This window comes from Pseudomonas sp. DW-iso3, assembly GCF_058725305.1.
In genome coordinates this window covers 456,005-475,715 of the sequence record NZ_JBZXDZ010000004.1, presented here as the reverse complement: position 1 = coordinate 475,715, position 19,711 = coordinate 456,005, and the positions used below count along the sequence as shown (strand labels likewise).

The following is a 19,711-nucleotide window of genomic DNA, read 5'->3' as shown; positions in this document are numbered from 1 at the left end:
TGATTCACGCCCTCCGAAATGCCTGACCAGAGTAGTCCCATGTCCGATCGTAGCGTTCGTCTGCAAGCCCTTCATCAAGCCCTCAAGGAACGTATCCTGATCCTCGACGGCGGCATGGGCACGATGATCCAAAGCTACAAGCTTGAGGAAAATGACTACCGTGGCAAACGCTTCGCCGACTGGCCCAGCGACGTCAAGGGTAACAACGACCTGCTGGTGATCACCCGTCCAGACGTAATCGGCGGCATCGAAAAAGCCTACCTGGATGCCGGCGCCGACATCCTCGAAACCAACACCTTCAACGCCACGCGCATCTCCATGGCCGACTACGGCATGGAAGCGCTGGCGTTTGAGCTAAACGTAGAAGGCGCACGCCTGGCGCGCAAGATCGCCGACGCCAAAACGGCGGAAACCCCGGACAAGCCGCGTTTCGTCGCAGGCGTGCTCGGCCCGACCAGCCGCACCTGCTCGCTGTCGCCCGACGTGAACAACCCCGGCTACCGCAACGTGACCTTCGATGAATTGGTGGAAAACTACACCGAGGCCACCAAAGGCCTGATCGAAGGCGGTGCCGACCTGATCCTGATCGAAACCATTTTCGACACCCTCAATGCCAAGGCCGCGATCTTCGCCGTGCAAGGCGTGTTCGAGGAATTGAATATTGAGCTGCCGATCATGATTTCCGGCACCATCACCGACGCCTCCGGGCGTACCCTGTCGGGCCAGACCACCGAAGCGTTCTGGAACTCCGTGGCCCACGCCAAGCCGATTTCCGTGGGCCTCAACTGCGCCCTGGGTGCCAGCGAGCTGCGTCCGTACCTGGAAGAATTGTCGAACAAGGCCAACACCCACGTTTCTGCCCACCCGAACGCCGGCCTGCCCAACGAATTCGGCGAATACGACGAGTTGCCGTCACAAACAGCCAAGGTCATCGAAGAGTTCGCCCAGAGCGGCTTCCTCAACATTGTCGGCGGCTGCTGCGGCACCACGCCGGGCCACATCGAGGCCATCGCCAAGGCCGTGGCCGGTTACGCGCCGCGCCAGATCCCGGATATTCCGAAGGCTTGCCGCCTGTCAGGCCTGGAGCCGTTCACCATCGATCGCAGCTCGTTGTTCGTCAACGTCGGCGAGCGCACCAACATCACCGGCTCGGCCAAGTTCGCCCGCCTGATCCGTGAAGATAACTACACCGAAGCCCTGGAAGTCGCGCTGCAGCAGGTGGAAGCCGGCGCCCAGGTGATCGACATCAACATGGACGAGGGCATGTTGGATTCGAAGAAGGCCATGGTGACCTTCCTCAATCTGATCGCCGGCGAGCCGGACATCTCCCGCGTGCCGATCATGATCGACTCCTCCAAGTGGGACGTGATCGAGGCCGGCCTCAAGTGCATCCAGGGCAAGGGCATCGTCAACTCCATCAGCATGAAGGAAGGCGTGGAGCAGTTCATCCACCACGCCAAGCTGTGCAAGCGCTATGGCGCTGCGGTGGTGGTGATGGCGTTCGATGAAGCCGGCCAGGCCGACACCGAAGCGCGCAAGAAAGAGATCTGCAAACGCTCCTACGACATCCTGGTGAATGAAGTCGGCTTCCCACCGGAAGACATCATCTTCGACCCGAACATCTTTGCGGTCGCCACCGGTATCGAAGAGCACAACAACTACGCCGTCGACTTTATCAACGCCTGCGCCTACATCCGTGACGAGCTGCCGTATGCACTGACCTCCGGCGGCGTGTCCAACGTGTCGTTCTCGTTCCGTGGCAACAACCCGGTGCGTGAGGCAATCCATTCGGTGTTCCTGCTGTATGCGATCCGCAACGGCCTGACCATGGGCATCGTCAACGCCGGCCAGCTGGAGATCTACGACCAGATCCCGGCCGAGCTGCGTGATGCCGTGGAAGACGTGGTGCTCAACCGCACGCCGGACGGCACCGACGCCCTGCTCGCCATCGCCGACAAGTACAAGGGCGACGGCAGCGTCAAGGAAGCCGAGACCGAAGAATGGCGTGGCTGGGACGTGAACAAGCGCCTGGAACACGCGCTGGTCAAAGGCATCACTACGCACATCGTGGAAGACACCGAGGAATCGCGGCTGTCGTTTGCGCGCCCGATCGAAGTGATCGAAGGCCCGCTGATGTCCGGCATGAACATCGTCGGCGACCTGTTTGGCGCAGGTAAGATGTTCCTGCCCCAGGTGGTGAAATCTGCCCGCGTGATGAAACAGGCGGTAGCGCACTTGATCCCGTTCATCGAACTCGAAAAAGGCGACAAGCCGGAAGCCAAGGGCAAGATCCTGATGGCAACCGTAAAAGGCGACGTGCACGACATCGGCAAAAACATTGTCGGCGTGGTGCTCGGCTGCAACGGCTATGACATCGTCGACCTGGGCGTAATGGTGCCGGCAGAGAAGATCCTGCAGGTGGCCAAGGAACAGAAGTGCGACATTATCGGGCTGTCCGGCCTGATCACCCCGTCCCTGGACGAGATGGTCCATGTGGCTCGCGAGATGCAGCGCCAGGACTTCCACCTGCCGCTGATGATCGGTGGCGCCACCACCTCCAAGGCGCACACGGCGGTAAAGATCGAGCCCAAGTACAGTAACGATGCCGTGGTGTACGTCACTGACGCCTCCCGCGCCGTGGGCGTGGCGACGCAGTTGCTGTCCAAGGAACTGAAAGCCGGCTTCGTGGAGCGCACCCGCGAGGAGTACGTGGAAGTGCGCGAGCGCACCTCGAACCGCAGCGCCCGCACCGAGCGCCTGAGCTATCCCGCCGCCATCGCCAAAAAGCCACAGTTCGACTGGAGCACTTACAGCCCGGTGGTGCCGACCTTTACCGGCGCCAAGGTGCTGGACAATATCGACCTCAAGGTGCTGGCCGAGTACATCGACTGGACACCGTTCTTCATTTCCTGGGACCTGGCGGGCAAATTCCCACGCATTCTTACTGACGAAGTCGTCGGTGAAGCGGCCACCGCGCTGTACGCCGATGCCCAGGAAATGCTCAAGAAATTGATCGACGAAAAACTCATCAGCGCCCGTGCGGTGTTCGGTTTCTGGCCGACCAACCAGGTGCAGGACGACGACCTGGAAGTCTACGGCGACGACGGCCAGCCGATCGCAAAACTGCACCACCTGCGCCAGCAGATCATCAAGACCGATGGCAAGCCAAACTTCTCCCTGGCCGACTTCGTAGCGCCCAAGGACAGCGGTGTGACTGACTACATCGGTGGTTTTATCACCACCGCCGGTATCGGTGCCGAAGAAGTCGCCAAGGCCTACCAGGACGCGGGCGACGACTACAACTCGATCATGGTCAAGGCCCTGGCCGACCGCCTGGCCGAAGCCTGCGCTGAATGGCTGCACCAGCAAGTGCGTAAAGAGCACTGGGGCTACGCCAAGGATGAGCAATTGGACAACGAGGCGCTGATCAAAGAGCAATACAGCGGCATCCGCCCTGCCCCCGGTTACCCCGCGTGCCCGGATCACACCGAGAAAGCCCAGTTGTTTCAACTGCTCGACCCCGAGGCCCGCGAAATGCATGCAGGTCGTAGCGGCGTGTTCCTCACCGAGCATTACGCGATGTTCCCGGCGGCGGCCGTCAGCGGCTGGTACTTCGCCCACCCGCAGGCGCAGTACTTTGCCGTGGGTAAGGTCGACAAGGACCAGGTGGCGAGCTACACCGCGCGCAAAGGCCAGGACCTGAGTGTGACCGAACGTTGGCTGGCGCCGAACCTGGGCTACGACAACTAAGCCCACGACAACTAAGCCCGGCTGGATTGTCTATGCTATCCCTCACACACCTGGTGTCGAGGGATGTATGGACGATCCAATCAACAACAAGCCCCCTACCTTCTGGCAGATGCTGCACAGCGTGATCGCGGCCGCGTTTGGCGTGCAAAGCGGCAAGAACCGCGCTCGCGACTTTACCCACGGCAGGCCCAGCCACTTTGTAGCGTTGGGCATTCTGTTCACGGTGGTGTTTGCCCTGACGTTGTTCGGTATCGTCAAGCTGGTGCTGCTGTTGGCCGGCGTCTAGCGCAGCAGCAGTTGCAGGCTGAAGGGGTAACGGTAGGACGCCGGCTTGCCGACGGCAGACAGTGCACGGAAATCCACTGGCGCCGCTGGCGCCAACAACCGTTGTGCCTGGGTGGCGTCTATCAACTGGAACAGCGCTTCCTGGCGGTCGCGCCCGCCATGGGCGTCGATTGGCACGCCCTTGGCATCATCATGGATCAACACCATCGCCCACCCGCCCAGGGTGAAATGCCCGGCGACCAGTGTACTCAGCCGTCCATCCAGCCGTGCCTGCAAAATCTGCGGCGAACTGTTCACCGCACTGAACAACACCTCCTGACCCGGCACCCGCCCACTGTCCTGTAGCGCCTGCATGGCGCCAAGCGCCATTTCGTCGTTGGCCGACCACACCAGCGCGGTCTGCGGGTAGCGCTTGAACAACAGCACCGCTTGCTCGAACGCGCGCTGGCGGCTCCATTCGCCGGAGACCAACTGGCGCAGGCGCACTTCAGGGTGCTCAGCCAGGGCACGGCGCAGGCCCTTTTCGCGCAGCTGCGCGGCCGGGGTCGTCTTGGTGCCGGAGAATGCCAGCAGGTCGATGGATTCGCCAGGCTTTGCAGGGCCGTGCTGGCGCAGCAAGTCGGTCAGCATCAAATAACCGGCCTGCTCGTCGTTGGCGACCATGCTGCCCATCACGTCGGCGTCGTTGCGGGCGTTCAGCAATTGCACCTGATCGGCGGTCAGCGCGTTATTCACAATCAGCAGCTTGACCCCGCTCCCCTGGGCCATGCGCAGGATCTGCGGGGCAACGTATTGCTCGTTCACCAACACCAGGTAATCCGGCCGCTCGCTGCCTTGCAGTGCCTCGCGCGCCTGATTCAGGGTGTTGCGGGTGTCACGCTCGGAATAGCGCACACGCAAATGCAGGCCGAGGTCCTTGGCTCCGGCCTGCATGAACTGCGCGTAGCTGACCCAGAAGGTTTCCGTCGACATGCCAGGGTTGAGAAACACCACCGACGTGGCATGGGCCATCGCCCCGTACGCCGATCCCAGCAACCACACGCACGCAATCAGCACCTTCGACATTGATGTTCAGCCCCGGATATTTGACCGTCATGATAATGGCATTGCGACAGTCAATCGAGGCTGTTTACTGGTGGCTTACCCAAAACACGGCAGTTCCCACCACCAGAATGATCAGGAACAGAATGGCCCAGGCATCTACGGTACTGTCGGGTTTACGGGCTTTTGTCGGGTTACTCATCGCATCGCCTCTTGTCGGTTTTATAGGTGATTACGTTCAAACACGCTCACAGTAAAGTTGACGATTGCCCGCATGACAAATGTGGGTATGGCGATAACGGTTCTCATTAGTCGATTTGGTTATTTGCATATACTCAAACATCGCTTTTGCGCATAAACGCAAACTGGTATCTTGCCCCGGCTCCGTTGGGAGTGCGCGGCCGTGCGCGCAGATTTGCCGAGAACAGGACCTATATGTACGTATACGACGAATACGATCAGCGCATCATCGAGGACCGCGTCAAGCAGTTCCGTGATCAGACCCGACGCTACCTAGCAGGTGAACTGAGCGAAGAAGAGTTCCGCCCTCTGCGCCTGCAAAATGGCCTTTATGTTCAGCGCTTTGCGCCGATGCTGCGGGTGGCCGTGCCCTATGGCCAACTGACGTCGCGCCAGACGCGCATGATGGCCAAGATTGCCCGCGACTTCGACAAAGGCTACGCCCACATCAGTACCCGCCAGAACGTACAGTTCAACTGGCCGGCGCTGGAAGATGTGCCGGACATCCTGGCTGAACTGGCTACCGTGCAGATGCACGCCATTCAGACCAGCGGTAACTGCCTGCGCAACGTGACCACCGACCAATTCGCCGGCGTGGCCGCTGACGAACTGATCGACCCACGCCCCTGGTGTGAAATCGTCCGTCAATGGACCACCTTCCACCCAGAATTCGCCTACCTGCCGCGCAAGTTCAAGATCGCCATCAATGGCTCGACCTCGGACCGTGCCGCCATCGAAGTGCACGACATCGGCCTAGAGCCGGTGCACAACGAAGCCGGCGAGCTGGGCTTCCGCGTACTGGTTGGTGGTGGCCTCGGCCGTACACCGGTGGTCGGTGCGTTCATCAACGAGTTCCTGCCATGGCAGGACCTGTTGAGCTACCTCGACGCGATCCTGCGGGTCTACAACCGCTATGGCCGTCGTGACAACAAGTACAAGGCCCGGATCAAGATCCTGGTCAAGGCGCTGACCCCTGAGGTCTTCGCCCAGAAAGTCGATGCTGAGATGGAATACCTGCGCGGCGGCCAGACCACCCTGACCGAAGCCGAAGTGCACCGCGTGGCCAAGCACTTCGTCGACCCTGAGTACAAGGCGTTGAGCAATCAGGACGCCGAGCTCTCAGCACTGGACAAAGAACACCCCGGTTTCGCCCGTTGGCGCACCCGCAACACCCTGGCGCACAAGAAGCCAGGCTATGTGGCAGTGACCCTGTCGCTGAAACCGACCGGCGTTGCCCCAGGCGATATCACCGACAAACAGCTGGACGCCGTCGCCGACCTGGCCGAGCGCTACAGCTTCGGCCAACTGCGCACCTCCCACGAGCAGAACATCATTCTCGCGGACGTTGAGCAGAGCCAGCTGTTCACCCTGTGGGGCGAACTGCGCGAAGGCGGTTTTGCCACGCCGAACATCGGCCTGTTGACCGATATCATCTGCTGCCCGGGCGGCGACTTCTGCTCGCTGGCCAACGCCAAGTCGATCCCGATTGCCGAATCGATCCAGCGCCGTTTCGACGACCTGGACTACCTGTTCGACATCGGCGAGCTGGACCTGAACATCTCCGGTTGCATGAACGCCTGTGGTCACCACCACGTCGGCCACATCGGCATCCTGGGCGTGGACAAGAAAGGCGAAGAATTCTACCAAGTGTCCCTGGGTGGCAGCGCCAGCCGCGATGCGAGCCTGGGCAAGATCCTCGGCCCGTCCTTCGCCCAGGAAGCCATGCCTGAGGTGATCGGCAAGCTGATCGACGTGTACATCGAACAGCGCACCGAAGATGAACGTTTCATCGACACCTACCAGCGCATCGGCATCGACCTGTTCAAGGAGCGCGTCTATGCAGCGAATCATTAAGAACAACGAAGTCCTCGACGAAACCTGGCACCTGCTGCCCAAGGACGCGAGCTTTGACGGCATCTCCAACTGCGACGACCTGATCGTGCCGTTGGCGCTGTGGCGCGAACACGGCCACGCCCTCAAGGCCCGCGACGGCGGCCTGGGTGTGTGGCTGGACGCCGATGAAGAAGCCGAAGAGATCGGTGAAGACGTGGAACACTTCCAGGTCATCGCGCTGAACTTCCCGGCGTTCACCGACGGCCGCAACTACTCCAACGCCCGCTTGTTGCGTGACCGTTACGGCTACAAAGGCGAGCTGCGTGCGATTGGCGACGTGCTGCGCGACCAGTTGTTCTACCTGCGCCGTTGCGGGTTCGATGCGTTCGCCCTGCGCGCCGACAAAGACCCGTACGAAGCCCTGGAAAGCCTCAAGGACTTTTCGGTGACGTACCAGGCGGCAACGGATGAACCGCTGCCGTTGTTTCGTCGTCGCCAATAAACCGTAGGAGCGGGCTTGCCCGCGAAGATCGTCAACGATAACGCGTGAATCCTGGATGAACGTGTTGTCTGTGAGGTCTTCGCGAGCAAGCTCGCTCCTACAGGTTCTCGCTGATCAATCCTAATACCTGCTTCTGCCCTACGCTGCACGGCACCCCTTCCGGCTGCGCCCGTACCGCTTCGATCACCCCCAGTAGTTGCGCCTTGCTATGGGCCAGTTGCGCCTGCATGGCTTCGATCTGCGTGACCTTGCGCTCCAGCGCCTCGATCAACTCTTCGCGCTTGTGCTCGCCCGGCGCAGGCATCAGCGCCTTGAGCTCCTGCAGGGTAAAGCCTGCCTGTTGCGCGCTCTGGATCAGTTGCAGGGTTTGCAGGGCCTCCGGCGCATAACGCCGGTACCCATTGGACTGGCGTCCTACCTGGCTGATCAGGCCCTCGGCCTCATAAAAGCGGATCCGCGACGCCGCCAGCCCACTCTGCTTTGCCAGCTCCCCAATATTCATCACGGCACCTGCTTGACATTAAAGTTAACTTTAAGCTTAGCCTGAGGCTTCCCCCACTCAGGAGTCAACCCATGTCACCCTTTGAAGCCCTGCAACTGCCCAATGGCCAGGTCCTCCCCAATCGTATCGCCAAGGCGGCGATGGAAGAAAATATGGCCGATGGCAATCAGGCGCCGTCCCGTGAGTTGAAGCAACTGTACAAGGCCTGGGCGGACGGCAAGCCAGGCGTGTTGATCACCGGCAACGTGATGGTCGACCGCCGGGCCATGACCGGCCCCGGTGGCGTGGCCCTCGAAGATGAGCAGCATCTGGCGAGCTTTCGCGAATGGGCCGACGTCGCCCGCAGCAACGGCGTGCACTTCTGGGTACAACTCAGCCACCCAGGGCGCCAGACGCCAGCCAACCTGCGCCAGCAAGCCCTTGCACCGTCCGCCGTCGCGCTCGACCTCGGCGGTTTCTCGAAAATGTTTGCCACACCCAAGGCCATGACCGAGGACGACATCCAGGACGTGATCCAGCGCTTCGCCACCAGCGCACGCCTGGCCGAAAAAGCCGGGTTTACCGGCGTGCAGATCCACGGTGCCCACGGCTACTTGCTCAGCCAGTTCCTGTCGCCGTTGAGCAACCAGCGCACCGACCGCTGGGGCGGCTCCCTGGAGAACCGTGCGCGCCTGTTGCTGGACGTAATCCGGGCAGTGCGCGCCAATGTCAGCCCGGCGTTTTGTGTATCCGTCAAACTCAACTCCGCCGATTTCCAGCGGGGTGGCTTTGCAGAAGCCGACGCACGCACCGTGGTCGAAATGCTCAACCCGCTGCCCATCGACCTGCTGGAGTTATCCGGCGGCAGCTACGAGGCACCGGCCATGCAAGGCGAAGCGCGTGACGGTCGCACCCTGGCGCGTGAGGCGTATTTCCTGGAATTCGCCAGTCAACTGGCGACGATCGCCAAGATGCCGCTGCTGGTCACCGGCGGTATCCGTCGGCTGCCCATCGTGCAACAGGTACTGGACAGTGGCGTCGCCATGGCCGGGATCGCCACAGCATTGACGCTGGAGCCGCAATTGATCCAACACTGGCGCGAAGGCCGCGACCCCAACCCGCAACTTAAGCCCATCGACTGGAAGCGCAAGCCCCTGGCGTCACTGGCCATCCTCGCCGTCGTGCGCTATCAGATGCGCCGGCTCAGCCGCGGCCATTTGCCCAAGGCCAACGTCGCGCCGTGTATGGCGTTGGTGCGTGACCAGTGGTTTCTTGCGCGGCGTACCCGGCAATACCGGGCAGCCATGACGCAATCTTCACATTAAAGGCTGAACATCCGCCGTGATCGAACTGTCCCCTATTGATCAGCAGTTTTTAACCTCACTGACGATTGGAGTTCTTCATGGCGAAAATCAACCTGGCCCAGCAATTGGCGACCACCCTTGAACAGGCGGGCATCAAGCGCATCTGGGGCCTGACCGGCGACAGCCTCAATGGCCTCACCGACGCCCTGCGTACCATGGACAGCATCGAGTGGATGCATGTGCGCCACGAAGAAGTGGCGGCCTTTGCCGCAGGCGCCGAAGCGGCGGCCACGGGCGAATTGACGGTGTGCGCCGGCAGTTGCGGGCCGGGCAACCTGCACTTGATCAATGGCCTGTTCGACTGCCATCGCAACCATGTGCCGGTGCTCGCGATTGCCGCGCAGATCCCATCGTCGGAGATCGGCCTGAACTACTTCCAGGAAACCCATCCCCAGGAATTGTTCAAGGAGTGCAGCCACTTCATCGAACTGGTCACCAACCCCGAGCAGATGCCCCACGTGCTGCACCGCGCCATGCGTTCGGCGATCCTCAATCGCGGCGTCGCGGTCGTGGTGATTCCAGGCGATGTGTCGCTGCTGGAAGTGGAAGACAAGCTCAAGCCATGGCCAGCCTTGCATGCGCCACGCACGCTGCCTGCGGATCAGGACCTGCAACGCCTCATCGAAATCCTGGAAAGCAGCCAGAAAACCACCCTGCTCTGTGGCAGCGGTTGTGCCGGCGCCCACGATCAGGTGGTGGCCCTGGCTGACGCTCTCGGCGCTCCCGTGGTACACGCCCTGCGCGGCAAAGAACATGTGGAATGGGACAACCCGTTCGACGTGGGCATGACCGGCCTGATTGGCTTCAGCTCCGGCTATCACGCCATGCTCGACTGCGATACCTTGATCATGCTCGGCACCGACTTCCCCTACCGCCAGTTCTACCCAACGGACGCGAAGATCATCCAGATCGACCGCAACCCCCAGGCCCTCGGCCGTCGCGCCACGCTGGACCTGGGCATTGCCGCGGATGTCAGCGAAACCATCGGCGCCCTGCTGCCGCGCTTGACGCGCAAGACTGATCGCAGCTTCCTTGAAACCTCCTTGAAACATTATGAGAAAGCCCGCCAGGGGCTGGACGACTTGGCTCAGCCGTCGAAAGCCAATCGGCCGATTCACCCACAATACGTCGCACGCTTGCTCAGTGAATTGGCAGATGACGATGCGATCTTCACCGCCGATGTCGGCTCGCCCACCGTGTGGGCTGCGCGCTATTTGAAGATGAATGGCAAGCGCCGTTTGATCGGTTCGTTTAACCACGGTTCGATGGCCAATGCCATGCCCCAGGCCATCGGGGCCCAGGCAGCCTTCCCGGATCGCCAGGTGATTTCGATGTCGGGTGACGGCGGTTTCGCCATGTTAATGGGGGATTTCATCTCGTTGGCACAGTTGAACCTGCCGGTGAAAGTCATCGTGTTCGATAACTCGTCCCTGGGGTTTGTCGCGATGGAAATGAAGGCTGCGGGCTACCTGGATGCCGGCACCGAGCTGAAAAACCCGGACTTCGCGGCCATGTCCAACGCCATGGGCATCCTGGGCATTCGCGTGGAGCAGTCCGAAGACCTGGAACCGGCCCTGCGCCGCGCCCTCGCCCACGACGGCCCAGTGCTGGTGGACGTGGTCACCGCGACCCAGGAGTTGGTGATGCCGCCGACCATCAAGTTGGAACAGGCCAAGGGTTTCAGCCTGTATATGCTCAAGGCGGTGATGAGTGGCCGTGGCGATGAAGTGATCGAACTGGCGCGCACCAACTGGTTGCGCTAACACAGGGAAGCGCCGTAGCGGACCGCGTTGGCGTTCTTGCTGGTAGATCAGCTGGCCTGACAACGCGCAAAAAAGACCCGGCGGTCATCGCCGGGTCCATAGCAATCAAGCGTGCTGTTTTGCCACCCACTTGCTGTAGGCATCAATAAATGCCTGCAGGAACGGCTTGGTCTTTTCCGACACCTTGCCCGCCTCGTCAAACACGCTGCCCGCGCCGCCCAGGTAGGCCTCCGGCTGCTGCATGCAGGGCACATCGAGGAATACCAGGGACTGACGCAGGTGATGGTTGGCGCCAAATCCACCAATCGCACCTGGCGATACGCTGATGACCGCGCCCGGCTTACCACTCCATGCGCTCTGCCCATAAGGTCGAGAACCGACGTCGATGGCATTCTTCAGCGGGGCGGGCACGGAGCGGTTGTATTCCGGGGTCACGAACAACACCGCGTCGGATGAGCTCACCTGTTTGCGGAAAGTACTGTAGGCTGCCGGCGGTGTCGCACCGTCAATATCTTCGTTGTAGAGCGGCAAATCGCCAATTTCCACAATGTTCAACTGCAGGTTGGCAGGGGCCAGTTCGGCCAGTGCCAGCGCGACCTTACGGTTGATCGAGTCTTTTCTCAAGCTACCGACCACGACGGCTACGGTGTAGACCTTGCTCATTGGGGTTTCCCGACGTCTGACTAAAGGAGCTTGTAGTTATAAAGTCTTCGCGGCGTGTTCACCAGAAGGTTTTGATATTCCTGCGGGCGTTTGCCCGGCATTACGACCCGTAGGAAGAGTCTGAAAATATCAGCGAATAGTATTTTTATTCCGTAAGTAAACTACCCCGCTCCGTGACGGTCTACAGAACCGCAAATAGAGTGTTTATCTCCAGAGGTTCTAAACAGATGGCAGCAGTATTAGTCGGACAGTTTCATGCCAGAGACGCAGAAGGACGCGTGTATTCGGTGCATGAGTTCCAGGAATCCAACCCGGCGCAAGGCGACCTGGCTGGCTCGGCACCTACCACCACCTACAAGCTGGCCATTGGCGACCGTGTAGAGAAACTGGAAGGCGACGAATTCAAATTGATCCAATCAGGTACCATTCTTGTGCGCGAATCGCAAACCACCCTCGCGTCATAAGACCTCGCCTATTCACCTGCTCAGTCCTGGCCATTCAAGGCATTGACTGGGCTGGGGTGATCACGGACGACGGATCTCCGTGACCTCGATACCCTGCTCTCCCTGCACCTGCTTAAGCGTCACCATCAACTGCCCCCGCTCGCCTTCGACGGCATACATCGAACGCTGGTAGCCTGCCGAGTTGTAGCCCGGATGTGCGACCACCTGCCTGACCAACTCCACGCCCAGCACCGAGCCCACTTGCTCGACCACCTGTTCCTGGGAGCGAATAAAGGCTTCAAGTGCCAGGTTTTCCGGCGGGATTTCGCGTTGAGTGTCGAAGAGATAAGCAGCCACGCAGCCGACGGTCACTAGGACCAGCAGTTGCTTGGCCGTTACCCCGAGGAATATCGAGGGTAAAGGCATATGGGACCAGACCTGTTCTTGTTGTTAATGCCGGTAGCCGGCTGTGGTCGTTGATGATCAGCGCAGCCATTCTATTGAATACGCAGCCCGCTGCACATAGACTCCGGCGATGCGTTTACGTCATATCGAAGTGATTCAGGCCATCTTGCAGACCGGACACCTCGGCACGGCCGCCGAGTGGTTGCAACTTTCCGTGGGCGATGTAGACGCGGCGCTCAAGGACGCCGAGCAGCAGCTTGGTTTCATGCTGTTCGCCAGTGTGCGTGGACGCTTGCAGGCCACCCGGGAAACCCTCGAGCTGCAAGCCGAAATCGCCCATGTCTATGAAGCGCTGGAACCAGTACAACGACTGGCCAGCCGCTTGAAACACCCTCACGCCCCGACCCTGCGCGCCCTCTGCACGCCGCCCCTGGCCAATCAGCTGTTGCCGCACAGCATTGCGCTACTGCGCCGGCGTTTCCAGGACACTCCGTGCAACCTGTCGAGCCAGACGACCCGAGAGATCGTCAGGAGCCTGCTGCTGCACGAAGCCGATGTGGGCTTGAGCCTGCATGACCCGGAACACCCGCAGATTCACAGCACCGTACTGGCTCAGGGCAAACTGCAGTTGCTCGCCCCCCATGGCTGGCTCAAGCCCAAACAGAAATACATCGCGCTACAGGAGCTGGCAGGACAATCGATGATCGGCCTGGAAGGCCAGGACCCGCTCAGCCGCCTGTTGGACGCCAAGCTGCAAGCCCTGCGCCCGCAGCCGGTGGTGCAGACGCGCGTACAGACCTATCAGATGATGCGCAGCCTGGTGGAAGCCGGAGAAGGCCTGGCAGTGGTCGACCCCTTCACCGCGTTCGGCGCACGGGAGGCTGGGCTGGATGCGTGCCCGGTGTCGCCGCCGATCCTGATCAGCCTGTACGCGCTCACCCTCAAGGACGGCGTGACCACCCCGGCGCTGAATGCGCTGCTGGAGATCGTCACGCAAAAGGCCGAGGGCCTGCTCGCCAGCGACACAAAACCCCTCCCCCCTACACCTTGAACAACCGATACCAGAATATCGCCACTTCGCGGGTTTGCGGGTCAATGCCTCGATAGCGCAGGTGGTCGACCCCACCCATCACGTAGCCGCAACGCTCATACAATCGGCAGGCGCCGAGGTTGTTGTTCTGGGTTTCCAGCATCATGCCCGGCAGGTTTTTCTTGCGGCTCCAGAACTGCGCCACATCCAGCAACGCGTTGGCTACCCCGTGGCGTCGCGCGGGCAAGGCCACTGCCAGCTCGTCGACATGGGCAAAACCATTCCAATTGGTGCTGACCACGATATGTCCCACCGGGCGATCATCCAGGTAGGCCATGAAGATTGCGCTGTCGGGCGCATCGCGGAAACTGGCGAACTCTTCAGGGTCGATGCCATAACACTTGCGGTACGGCAATATTCGCTCCACGGGCCATTGATCGACTCGCTTGCCCATCTGTGGCTCACCGTAGGCGCTGACCTCAAAGCTGAAATCATTACCCCACACGTAGGCATCAAAACCTTCGTCGGCGACCCGTACATTGAGCCCTGGATACTTCGGGTTCATTACAGCTTGCATAAACGTCCTTAACCCTTGATGCAATCAACGGTGTAACAACGACCACTGCCGTCATCTTCGTGTTGCAACCCATGAACATCGGCGACAAAACCGGGGAAACTGCTATCGAACGTCCGGGCAAAAGCCAGGTAGTCAATGATCGAGCGCGTCGACTCGGTAAAGCGCTCGCCCGGCATGATCAACGGAATGCCCGGCGGATAAGGCACCAGCATCACGGCTGCGATGCGCCCTGGCAAGGCGTCGATGGAAACCGCTTCCACTTCACCCCTGACCAACTGGTCGTAGGCGTCGGCGGGTTTCATCGCGATTTCCGGCAGAACGGTGTACATCCGTTTGAGGTGTTTCGCGGTGGCGTTGCTGCGGTAACAGCTGTGCAATTGGTCGCACAGGTCGCGCAGGCCCAGGCCTTGATAGCGCGTCGGGCCTTGGGCAAAAACCGAGGGCAGGCAACTGGCCAGGCTGACATTGGCGTCGTAGCTGCGCTTGAATTCCAGCAACTCGGTGAGCAAGGTACTCCATTTGCCCTTGGTGATGCCCATGGAAAACAGTACGAGGAAAGAATACAGCCCGGTTTTTTCCACCACCAGGCCCCGCTCCCAGAGGAATTTGCTGACAACCGCTGCGGGAATCCCGCAATCGCTGAGGGCACCTCCCGCAGTGAGGCCGGGCATCACCAGTGTCACCTTGATCGGGTCCAGTAGCACATAGTCTTCGGCCACGTCGCCAAAGCCATGCCAGTCATCTTGAGGGTGCAACAGCCAATCTGCGGTGACGACGCGGTCGATTCCGGCTACCGACGGCGGCTGCCAGATCGAAAACCACCAGTCCTCTTCAGCAATGTGCTGGCGCAAGTTGGCCAACGCGCGGCGAAAACTCAACGCCTCGTCGAACATTTCCTGCAACAGCGAACGCCCGGCCGGACCTTCCATCATCGCCGACGCCACATCCAGCGAAGCAATGATGCTGTATTGCGGCGAGGTGGAGATATGCATCATGAAGGCTTCGTTGAAACGGTCACGGTCCAACTGGCGGGCGCCGCCATCTTGCACATGGATCATCGAGGCCTGGCTGAAAGCCGCCAGCAGCTTGTGGGTCGAGTGGGTGGTGAATACCAGTGGGCTGTCCGGAGTGCGCGAGGTGCCCATGCCGTAGCGCCCGGCGAAAAACTCATGAAACGCGGCGTAGGCGTACCAGGCCTCATCAAAATGCAGCACCTCGACGCTATTGCCCAGTTGCTGCTTGATCAGCTCAGCGTTGTAGCACAAGCCATCGTAGGTGGAGTTGGTCACCACCGCCAGCTTCACTTTCGGCGGGCGGCCACGGGTGAGCGGGCTGGCGTCGATCTTGGCGCGGATGGATTCGGGGCTGAACTCGCTCAAGGGAATCGGACCGATAATCCCCAGCTCGTTACGTTCGGGGCACAGGTACAACGGGATGGCGCCGGTCATGATGATCGAGTGCAGCACCGACTTATGGCAATTGCGGTCCACCAGCACCAGGTCATCGCGCCCGACCATGGAATGCCAGACGATCTTGTTGGCGGTGGACGTGCCGTTGATGACGAAAAAGGTGTGATCGGCGCCAAAGTTGCGCGCTGCGCGGGCCTCGGCTTCAGCCAGAGGCCCGGTGTGGTCCAGCAGCGAGCCCAGTTCGGGCACTGACACAGACAGGTCCGAGCGCAGGGTGTTTTCCCCGAAGAACTGATGAAACGCCTGCCCCACCGGGCTCTTGCGGTAGGCCACGCCACCGCCATGACCGGGGGTGTGCCAGGAATAGTTGGAGTCGGCGGTGTGCTGCACCAGCGCCTTGAAGAACGGCGGCAACAGGCCATCCAAATAAGTGCGGGCCGCGCGCGCGACTTGCCGCGCAAGGAACGGCACGGTGTCTTCGAACAGGTAGAGAATGCCGCGCAGTTGGTTGAGCTCGCTCATGGCGTCGGCGGGCGCGTTTTCCAGGGTAACTTGCTCGCCCAGGGCAAAGATTGGCAAGTTGGGTGCCCGCAGCCGCGCCAGGCGGATCAGCTCGACCATGTTTTGCAGCAGATGGGTATTCTCGCCAGCGCCCTCGGCGGCGATCAGCATGCACGCCAAACCGTGATGGGTGGAAGCCACCAGTCGCCCCTCGGCGTAATCCACGGCGGAAAAAATACTGAAGCCCTCTTGTTCCAGCTCTCGGGCGATACCTCGGACCCGGTCACCGGCAACGGTGTCGGCCTTGATGTCACGGTGCACGATAAGGACAGGAAACTTCAGGTCTTTGTACATGAGTGCTTGTAGTCCTGAGGGCTATGCACTCAAGGGTAGAAGCTTGGGGGCGATGACGCGAATGAAGATTTTTAAAGCGCGGTAACCCACAGTAGAAGCCGGCTCGCCGGCTCCTGAGGGGTTTGACTCATTGTTGGGTCAGGGTCGACCACAACGCCGGCGCACCCGCCGATTTGGCAATCGCTTCCAACCGCGCCGCATGCTCGGCCAGATCCTGCTCACTGGCGCGGATGATCGTGGTTGGCTTGCGGTCGGCCGGCAAGCGGCGGATTTCCGAAGGGCGGTTACCCGAACCCTCCGCCGAGCCGCTGCCGTCAGAGGCGTTACCGGCCAGGGACAGGCTGGTCTGCCCGCCGGTCATGGTCAGGTAGACGTCGGCAAGAATCTCGGAGTCGAGCAAGGCGCCGTGGAGTTCACGGCCGGAGTTATCGACGCCATAACGTTTGCACAAGGCATCGAGGCTGTTGCGCTGGCCGGGGTGACGCTCACGGGCCATCATCAAGGTGTCGAGGATCGAGCAGTGCTGGGAAATGTCTGCGCGATCGGTCTGCCCCATCAGGGCAAATTCGTTGTTGATGAAGCCGACGTCAAACGCCGCGTTATGGATGATCAGCTGGGCGCCGTTGATGAATTCGAAGAACTCATCGGCGACTTCAGCGAAACGCGGCTTGCCCTTGAGGAATTCGTCAGTGATACCGTGGACGCCGATCGCGCCTTCGTCACTGTCGCGGTCCGGTTGCAGGTAGACGTGGAAGTGACGCCCGGTGAGGCGCCGACCCATCAATTCGACACAGCCGATTTCAATGATCCGGTGGCCGTCGGTCACCGGCATGCCGGTGGTTTCGGTATCGAGTACAACAGATCGGATGGCCATCAGGGTTCAGCTCTCAACGGTGTGGTGTGATTCAAGGGCCGCGATATTAACACGTGAGTCGGCATCAGCTCTGCTTGTAGCCGCGCACTTCGTCCACGCCACGGTTGGCCAATTGGTCGGCGCGCTCGTTGCCAGGATGGCCGATGTGACCACGCACCCACTTCCAGGTGATGTCATGGCGATTGCATTGCTCGTCGAGGAGTTGCCACAGGTCGGCATTTTTTACCGGTTCCTTGGCCGCCGTCTTCCAGCCGCGTTTCTTCCAGTTGACCATCCACTCGTTGATGCCCTTCATCACGTATTGCGAGTCGGTCACCAGCAGCACGTTGCAGCGGCGCTTGAGTTCTTCCAGGCCGCGAATGGCGCCCATCAGTTCCATACGGTTGTTGGTGGTATTAGGCTCGCCGCCCCACAACTCTTTCTCTACGCCCTTGCACACCAGCAACGCGCCCCAGCCGCCAGGGCCCGGGTTGCCCTTGCAGGCGCCATCGGTGAAGAGTTCTACGCTATCGGTCATCGGTTGCTCGGTATTCATTCAAAAAGAGGGTCATGCATCGCTTTGCTTGCGGTTGACCTTGGCCATCGGCATCGGCACCAGCTTGCCCATCGGCTCGCGGCGTACCGGTTGCACCGGCCGCAACCCAACCACGATCTTGCGCGCCACCAGCAGATAGAAGCCGCCACCCGACAATTGCCACGCACCTGCGCGGCGCTCCCAGCCAGCCAGGCGGGCTTGCCACTTGGTCGACGCAAGCGGCGGACGATAGCACCCGAAGCGGCGTTTCTCCAGCGCGAAGCCCAGCAGGTTCAGCCAGTCTCCTACCCGCTGCGGCGAGATACAGCGCGCCTGGCGCAAGGCGTCGTGGGCGAATACATGGCGCAAGCCCCAACTGCTCCAAGGGTTGATCCCGACAATAAGCAAATGGCCACCAGGGCGTACGCTGCTCGCCGCTTCGCGCAGCAAACCGTGGGGCGACAGGCAGAAATCCAGGCCATGCTGCAACACCACCACGTCGGCAGCGTGCTCGCTCAAGGGCCAGGCCTGTTCCTCGCAGACGATCTCTACCCCTGGCAACGGCGCGCCCAGGCGCACATTGCGCTGCACTTGGGGGGCGCACGGCGGCGTTTCGGCCGAAGGACCGTAATGCACCAGGTAGCCACCAAAGAACCGGCCCAGCTCGTCTTCGAGCATGCGCCGTTCCTCGTCCAGCAAAAATTGCCCGATCGGACCGGACAGCCATTCGCGGGCTGCGCCGATCAGGGCCAGCCACTCAGGATCGGCCTGGGCGAACGCTTTATCAGTCATTGCATTCTCCAACTCGCCTAGACGTTCTAAGATGCACCAATGTGTTCAGCTTGGCGAATCGAAGAATGATACAGATCAGTGCCCTGCCCGCCTTCACCGATAACTACATCTGGTTGTTACAAGACCCGAGTACCCAGCGCTGCGCCGTGGTCGACCCCGGCGATGCCGCGCCGGTGCTGGCTTGGCTAAAGCAGAACCCTGAGTGGGCCCTGAGCGACATCCTGATCACTCACCACCACCATGACCATGTCGGCGGCGTCGAACACCTCAAACGGGTGACTGACGCCAAGGTCTACGGCCCGGCCAACGAAAAGATCCCTGCGCGGGACGTAGCCCTGAACGATAACGATCGCATCAGCGTGCTCGGCTGGGATTTTGACATTTATACAGTGCCGGGCCACACCCTGGGGCATATCGCCTTTTATCACCTGGGCGTGCTGTTCTGTGGCGACACCCTGTTCGCCGCCGGTTGCGGGCGCCTGTTCGAAGGCACGCCAGCACAGATGCACACTTCACTTGAACGTTTGGCCGCCCTGCCCGCTGACACCTTGGTGTACTGCACCCACGAATACACGCAGAGTAATCTCAAGTTTGCCCAGGCCGTGGAACCGGACAACGCCGATATCGCCCAACGGGTGGAAATCGTCCGCCAATTACGGGAACGTGGCGAGATCACGCTGCCTTCCAACCTGGCCCTGGAAAAGCGCACCAACCCCTTTCTGCGCACCTCTGAAACATCCGTTAAACAAAAAGCGGACGAACGGAGTGGACGCGACAACCGCTCTGGGGCCGAGGTATTTGCTAGCCTGAGGGCTTGGAAAGATAAGTTCTAATAGGAAGCAATCTGATACGTAATTTCTGAATGGTTGACCGGAACCAAACGGGTTTCT

Annotated in this window: 18 protein-coding genes; 9 read left to right on the top strand and 9 right to left on the bottom strand. The window is 60.7% G+C overall.

The features are described 5' to 3' along the window. Positions 1-39 precede the first annotated feature (39 nt). Both metH and AC4PS7_RS14240 read left to right on the top strand, forming a co-directional pair. Positions 40-3,750 carry a methionine synthase gene (metH, locus tag AC4PS7_RS14245; RefSeq protein ID WP_038453191.1) on the top strand — a complete coding sequence of 1,237 codons (3,711 nt, stop codon included), beginning with the start codon at positions 40-42 and terminating at the stop codon, positions 3,748-3,750. Positions 3,751-3,817: 67 nt separating this feature from the next. Continuing rightward, positions 3,818-4,036: a DUF2970 domain-containing protein gene (locus AC4PS7_RS14240; protein WP_010210891.1), complete on the top strand. Its 219-nt coding sequence runs from the start codon at positions 3,818-3,820 to the stop codon at positions 4,034-4,036. Here AC4PS7_RS14240 and AC4PS7_RS14235 read toward each other — a convergent pair. After that, positions 4,033-5,100, bottom strand: coding sequence for an ABC transporter substrate-binding protein (locus AC4PS7_RS14235; RefSeq protein ID WP_021491690.1), 1,068 nt, complete (start codon positions 5,098-5,100; stop codon positions 4,033-4,035). The two genes, AC4PS7_RS14240 and AC4PS7_RS14235, sit on opposite strands and share 4 nt — an antisense overlap. A 411-nt stretch (positions 5,101-5,511) precedes the next feature. On the opposite strand from AC4PS7_RS14235, the gene AC4PS7_RS14230 reads away from it, so the two are divergent. Beyond that, the gene (locus AC4PS7_RS14230) at positions 5,512-7,170 is read left to right on the top strand and encodes a nitrite/sulfite reductase (protein WP_010210897.1); all 1,659 of its coding nucleotides are present in this window, start codon (positions 5,512-5,514) and stop codon (positions 7,168-7,170) included. Further along, positions 7,154-7,651, top strand: coding sequence for a DUF934 domain-containing protein (locus tag AC4PS7_RS14225; RefSeq protein ID WP_010210898.1), 498 nt, complete (start codon positions 7,154-7,156; stop codon positions 7,649-7,651). Before AC4PS7_RS14230 ends, AC4PS7_RS14225 begins: the two co-directional genes overlap by 17 nt. A 97-nt stretch (positions 7,652-7,748) precedes the next feature. Here AC4PS7_RS14225 and AC4PS7_RS14220 read toward each other — a convergent pair whose 3' ends face one another. After that, positions 7,749-8,153: a MerR family transcriptional regulator gene (locus AC4PS7_RS14220; RefSeq protein WP_010210899.1), complete on the bottom strand. Its 405-nt coding sequence runs from the start codon at positions 8,151-8,153 to the stop codon at positions 7,749-7,751. Between the two features lie 71 nt (positions 8,154-8,224). Here AC4PS7_RS14220 and AC4PS7_RS14215 point away from each other — a divergent pair, with 71 nt between their 5' ends. Together AC4PS7_RS14215 and poxB are read left to right on the top strand one after the other, a co-directional pair. Next, entirely contained in the window at positions 8,225-9,457 is a 1,233-nt protein-coding gene (locus tag AC4PS7_RS14215; protein ID WP_176332209.1) for an NADH:flavin oxidoreductase/NADH oxidase family protein, read from the top strand. 77 nt (positions 9,458-9,534) lie between these two features. Continuing rightward, a complete protein-coding gene (gene poxB / locus AC4PS7_RS14210; protein ID WP_010210901.1) occupies positions 9,535-11,259 on the top strand; it encodes a ubiquinone-dependent pyruvate dehydrogenase in 1,725 nt (574 codons plus the stop codon). A 105-nt stretch (positions 11,260-11,364) separates the two neighbouring features. Here poxB and AC4PS7_RS14205 read toward each other — a convergent pair whose 3' ends face one another. After that, entirely contained in the window at positions 11,365-11,922 is a 558-nt protein-coding gene (locus AC4PS7_RS14205; protein WP_021491692.1) for an NADPH-dependent FMN reductase, read from the bottom strand. Positions 11,923-12,149: 227 nt separating this feature from the next. On the opposite strand from AC4PS7_RS14205, the gene AC4PS7_RS14200 reads away from it, so the two are divergent. Beyond that, positions 12,150-12,386, top strand: coding sequence for a hypothetical protein (locus AC4PS7_RS14200; RefSeq protein WP_016979714.1), 237 nt, complete (start codon positions 12,150-12,152; stop codon positions 12,384-12,386). 60 nt (positions 12,387-12,446) lie between these two features. Here AC4PS7_RS14200 and AC4PS7_RS14195 read toward each other — a convergent pair whose 3' ends face one another. Continuing rightward, positions 12,447-12,791: a hypothetical protein gene (locus AC4PS7_RS14195; protein ID WP_045792236.1), complete on the bottom strand. Its 345-nt coding sequence runs from the start codon at positions 12,789-12,791 to the stop codon at positions 12,447-12,449. Positions 12,792-12,900: 109 nt separating this feature from the next. Between AC4PS7_RS14195 and AC4PS7_RS14190 the strand changes: the two genes are divergently transcribed. Beyond that, positions 12,901-13,821 (top strand): LysR substrate-binding domain-containing protein, encoded by a 921-nt coding sequence (locus AC4PS7_RS14190; RefSeq protein WP_042571586.1) that lies wholly within the window; start codon positions 12,901-12,903, stop codon positions 13,819-13,821. Here AC4PS7_RS14190 and AC4PS7_RS14185 read toward each other — a convergent pair. The 5 genes from AC4PS7_RS14185 to AC4PS7_RS14165 form a co-directional block, all read right to left on the bottom strand. Next, positions 13,811-14,377 carry a GNAT family N-acetyltransferase gene (locus AC4PS7_RS14185; RefSeq protein WP_492179508.1) on the bottom strand — a complete coding sequence of 189 codons (567 nt, stop codon included), beginning with the start codon at positions 14,375-14,377 and terminating at the stop codon, positions 13,811-13,813. The genes AC4PS7_RS14190 and AC4PS7_RS14185 overlap by 11 nt on opposite strands. Before the next feature lie 8 nt (positions 14,378-14,385). Then, on the bottom strand, positions 14,386-16,641 hold the full coding sequence (locus tag AC4PS7_RS14180) for an Orn/Lys/Arg family decarboxylase (RefSeq protein WP_010210911.1): 2,256 nt from the start codon (positions 16,639-16,641) through the stop codon (positions 14,386-14,388). Positions 16,642-16,768: 127 nt separating this feature from the next. Continuing rightward, on the bottom strand, positions 16,769-17,509 hold the full coding sequence (gene dnaQ / locus AC4PS7_RS14175) for a DNA polymerase III subunit epsilon (RefSeq protein ID WP_167337377.1): 741 nt from the start codon (positions 17,507-17,509) through the stop codon (positions 16,769-16,771). A gap of 70 nt (positions 17,510-17,579) precedes the next feature. Further along, positions 17,580-18,032, bottom strand: coding sequence for a ribonuclease HI (gene rnhA / locus AC4PS7_RS14170; protein ID WP_010210917.1), 453 nt, complete (start codon positions 18,030-18,032; stop codon positions 17,580-17,582). A 30-nt stretch (positions 18,033-18,062) separates the two neighbouring features. Next, positions 18,063-18,821 carry a methyltransferase domain-containing protein gene (locus AC4PS7_RS14165; protein WP_010210918.1) on the bottom strand — a complete coding sequence of 253 codons (759 nt, stop codon included), beginning with the start codon at positions 18,819-18,821 and terminating at the stop codon, positions 18,063-18,065. Positions 18,822-18,886: 65 nt separating this feature from the next. Here AC4PS7_RS14165 and gloB point away from each other — a divergent pair, with 65 nt between their 5' ends. Further along, positions 18,887-19,654: a hydroxyacylglutathione hydrolase gene (gene gloB, locus AC4PS7_RS14160; protein ID WP_021491694.1), complete on the top strand. Its 768-nt coding sequence runs from the start codon at positions 18,887-18,889 to the stop codon at positions 19,652-19,654. Positions 19,655-19,711 lie beyond the last annotated feature (57 nt).

Excerpts from the sequence above, each read along its gene's own strand:
- metH (WP_038453191.1), top strand. The coding sequence starts at position 40 with ATGTCCGATCGTAGCGTTCGTCTGCAAGCCCTTCATCAAGCCCTCAAG.
- AC4PS7_RS14240 (WP_010210891.1), top strand. The coding sequence starts at position 3,818 with ATGGACGATCCAATCAACAACAAGCCCCCTACCTTCTGGCAGATGCTG.
- AC4PS7_RS14235 (WP_021491690.1), bottom strand. The coding sequence starts at position 5,100 with ATGTCGAAGGTGCTGATTGCGTGCGTGTGGTTGCTGGGATCGGCGTAC.
- AC4PS7_RS14230 (WP_010210897.1), top strand. The coding sequence starts at position 5,512 with ATGTACGTATACGACGAATACGATCAGCGCATCATCGAGGACCGCGTC.
- AC4PS7_RS14225 (WP_010210898.1), top strand. The coding sequence starts at position 7,154 with ATGCAGCGAATCATTAAGAACAACGAAGTCCTCGACGAAACCTGGCAC.
- AC4PS7_RS14220 (WP_010210899.1), bottom strand. The coding sequence starts at position 8,153 with ATGAATATTGGGGAGCTGGCAAAGCAGAGTGGGCTGGCGGCGTCGCGG.
- AC4PS7_RS14215 (WP_176332209.1), top strand. The coding sequence starts at position 8,225 with ATGTCACCCTTTGAAGCCCTGCAACTGCCCAATGGCCAGGTCCTCCCC.
- poxB (WP_010210901.1), top strand. The coding sequence starts at position 9,535 with ATGGCGAAAATCAACCTGGCCCAGCAATTGGCGACCACCCTTGAACAG.
- AC4PS7_RS14205 (WP_021491692.1), bottom strand. The coding sequence starts at position 11,922 with ATGAGCAAGGTCTACACCGTAGCCGTCGTGGTCGGTAGCTTGAGAAAA.
- AC4PS7_RS14200 (WP_016979714.1), top strand. The coding sequence starts at position 12,150 with ATGGCAGCAGTATTAGTCGGACAGTTTCATGCCAGAGACGCAGAAGGA.
- AC4PS7_RS14195 (WP_045792236.1), bottom strand. The coding sequence starts at position 12,791 with ATGCCTTTACCCTCGATATTCCTCGGGGTAACGGCCAAGCAACTGCTG.
- AC4PS7_RS14190 (WP_042571586.1), top strand. The coding sequence starts at position 12,901 with ATGCGTTTACGTCATATCGAAGTGATTCAGGCCATCTTGCAGACCGGA.
- AC4PS7_RS14185 (WP_492179508.1), bottom strand. The coding sequence starts at position 14,377 with ATGCAAGCTGTAATGAACCCGAAGTATCCAGGGCTCAATGTACGGGTC.
- AC4PS7_RS14180 (WP_010210911.1), bottom strand. The coding sequence starts at position 16,641 with ATGTACAAAGACCTGAAGTTTCCTGTCCTTATCGTGCACCGTGACATC.
- rnhA (WP_010210917.1), bottom strand. The coding sequence starts at position 18,032 with ATGACCGATAGCGTAGAACTCTTCACCGATGGCGCCTGCAAGGGCAAC.
- AC4PS7_RS14165 (WP_010210918.1), bottom strand. The coding sequence starts at position 18,821 with ATGACTGATAAAGCGTTCGCCCAGGCCGATCCTGAGTGGCTGGCCCTG.
- gloB (WP_021491694.1), top strand. The coding sequence starts at position 18,887 with ATGATACAGATCAGTGCCCTGCCCGCCTTCACCGATAACTACATCTGG.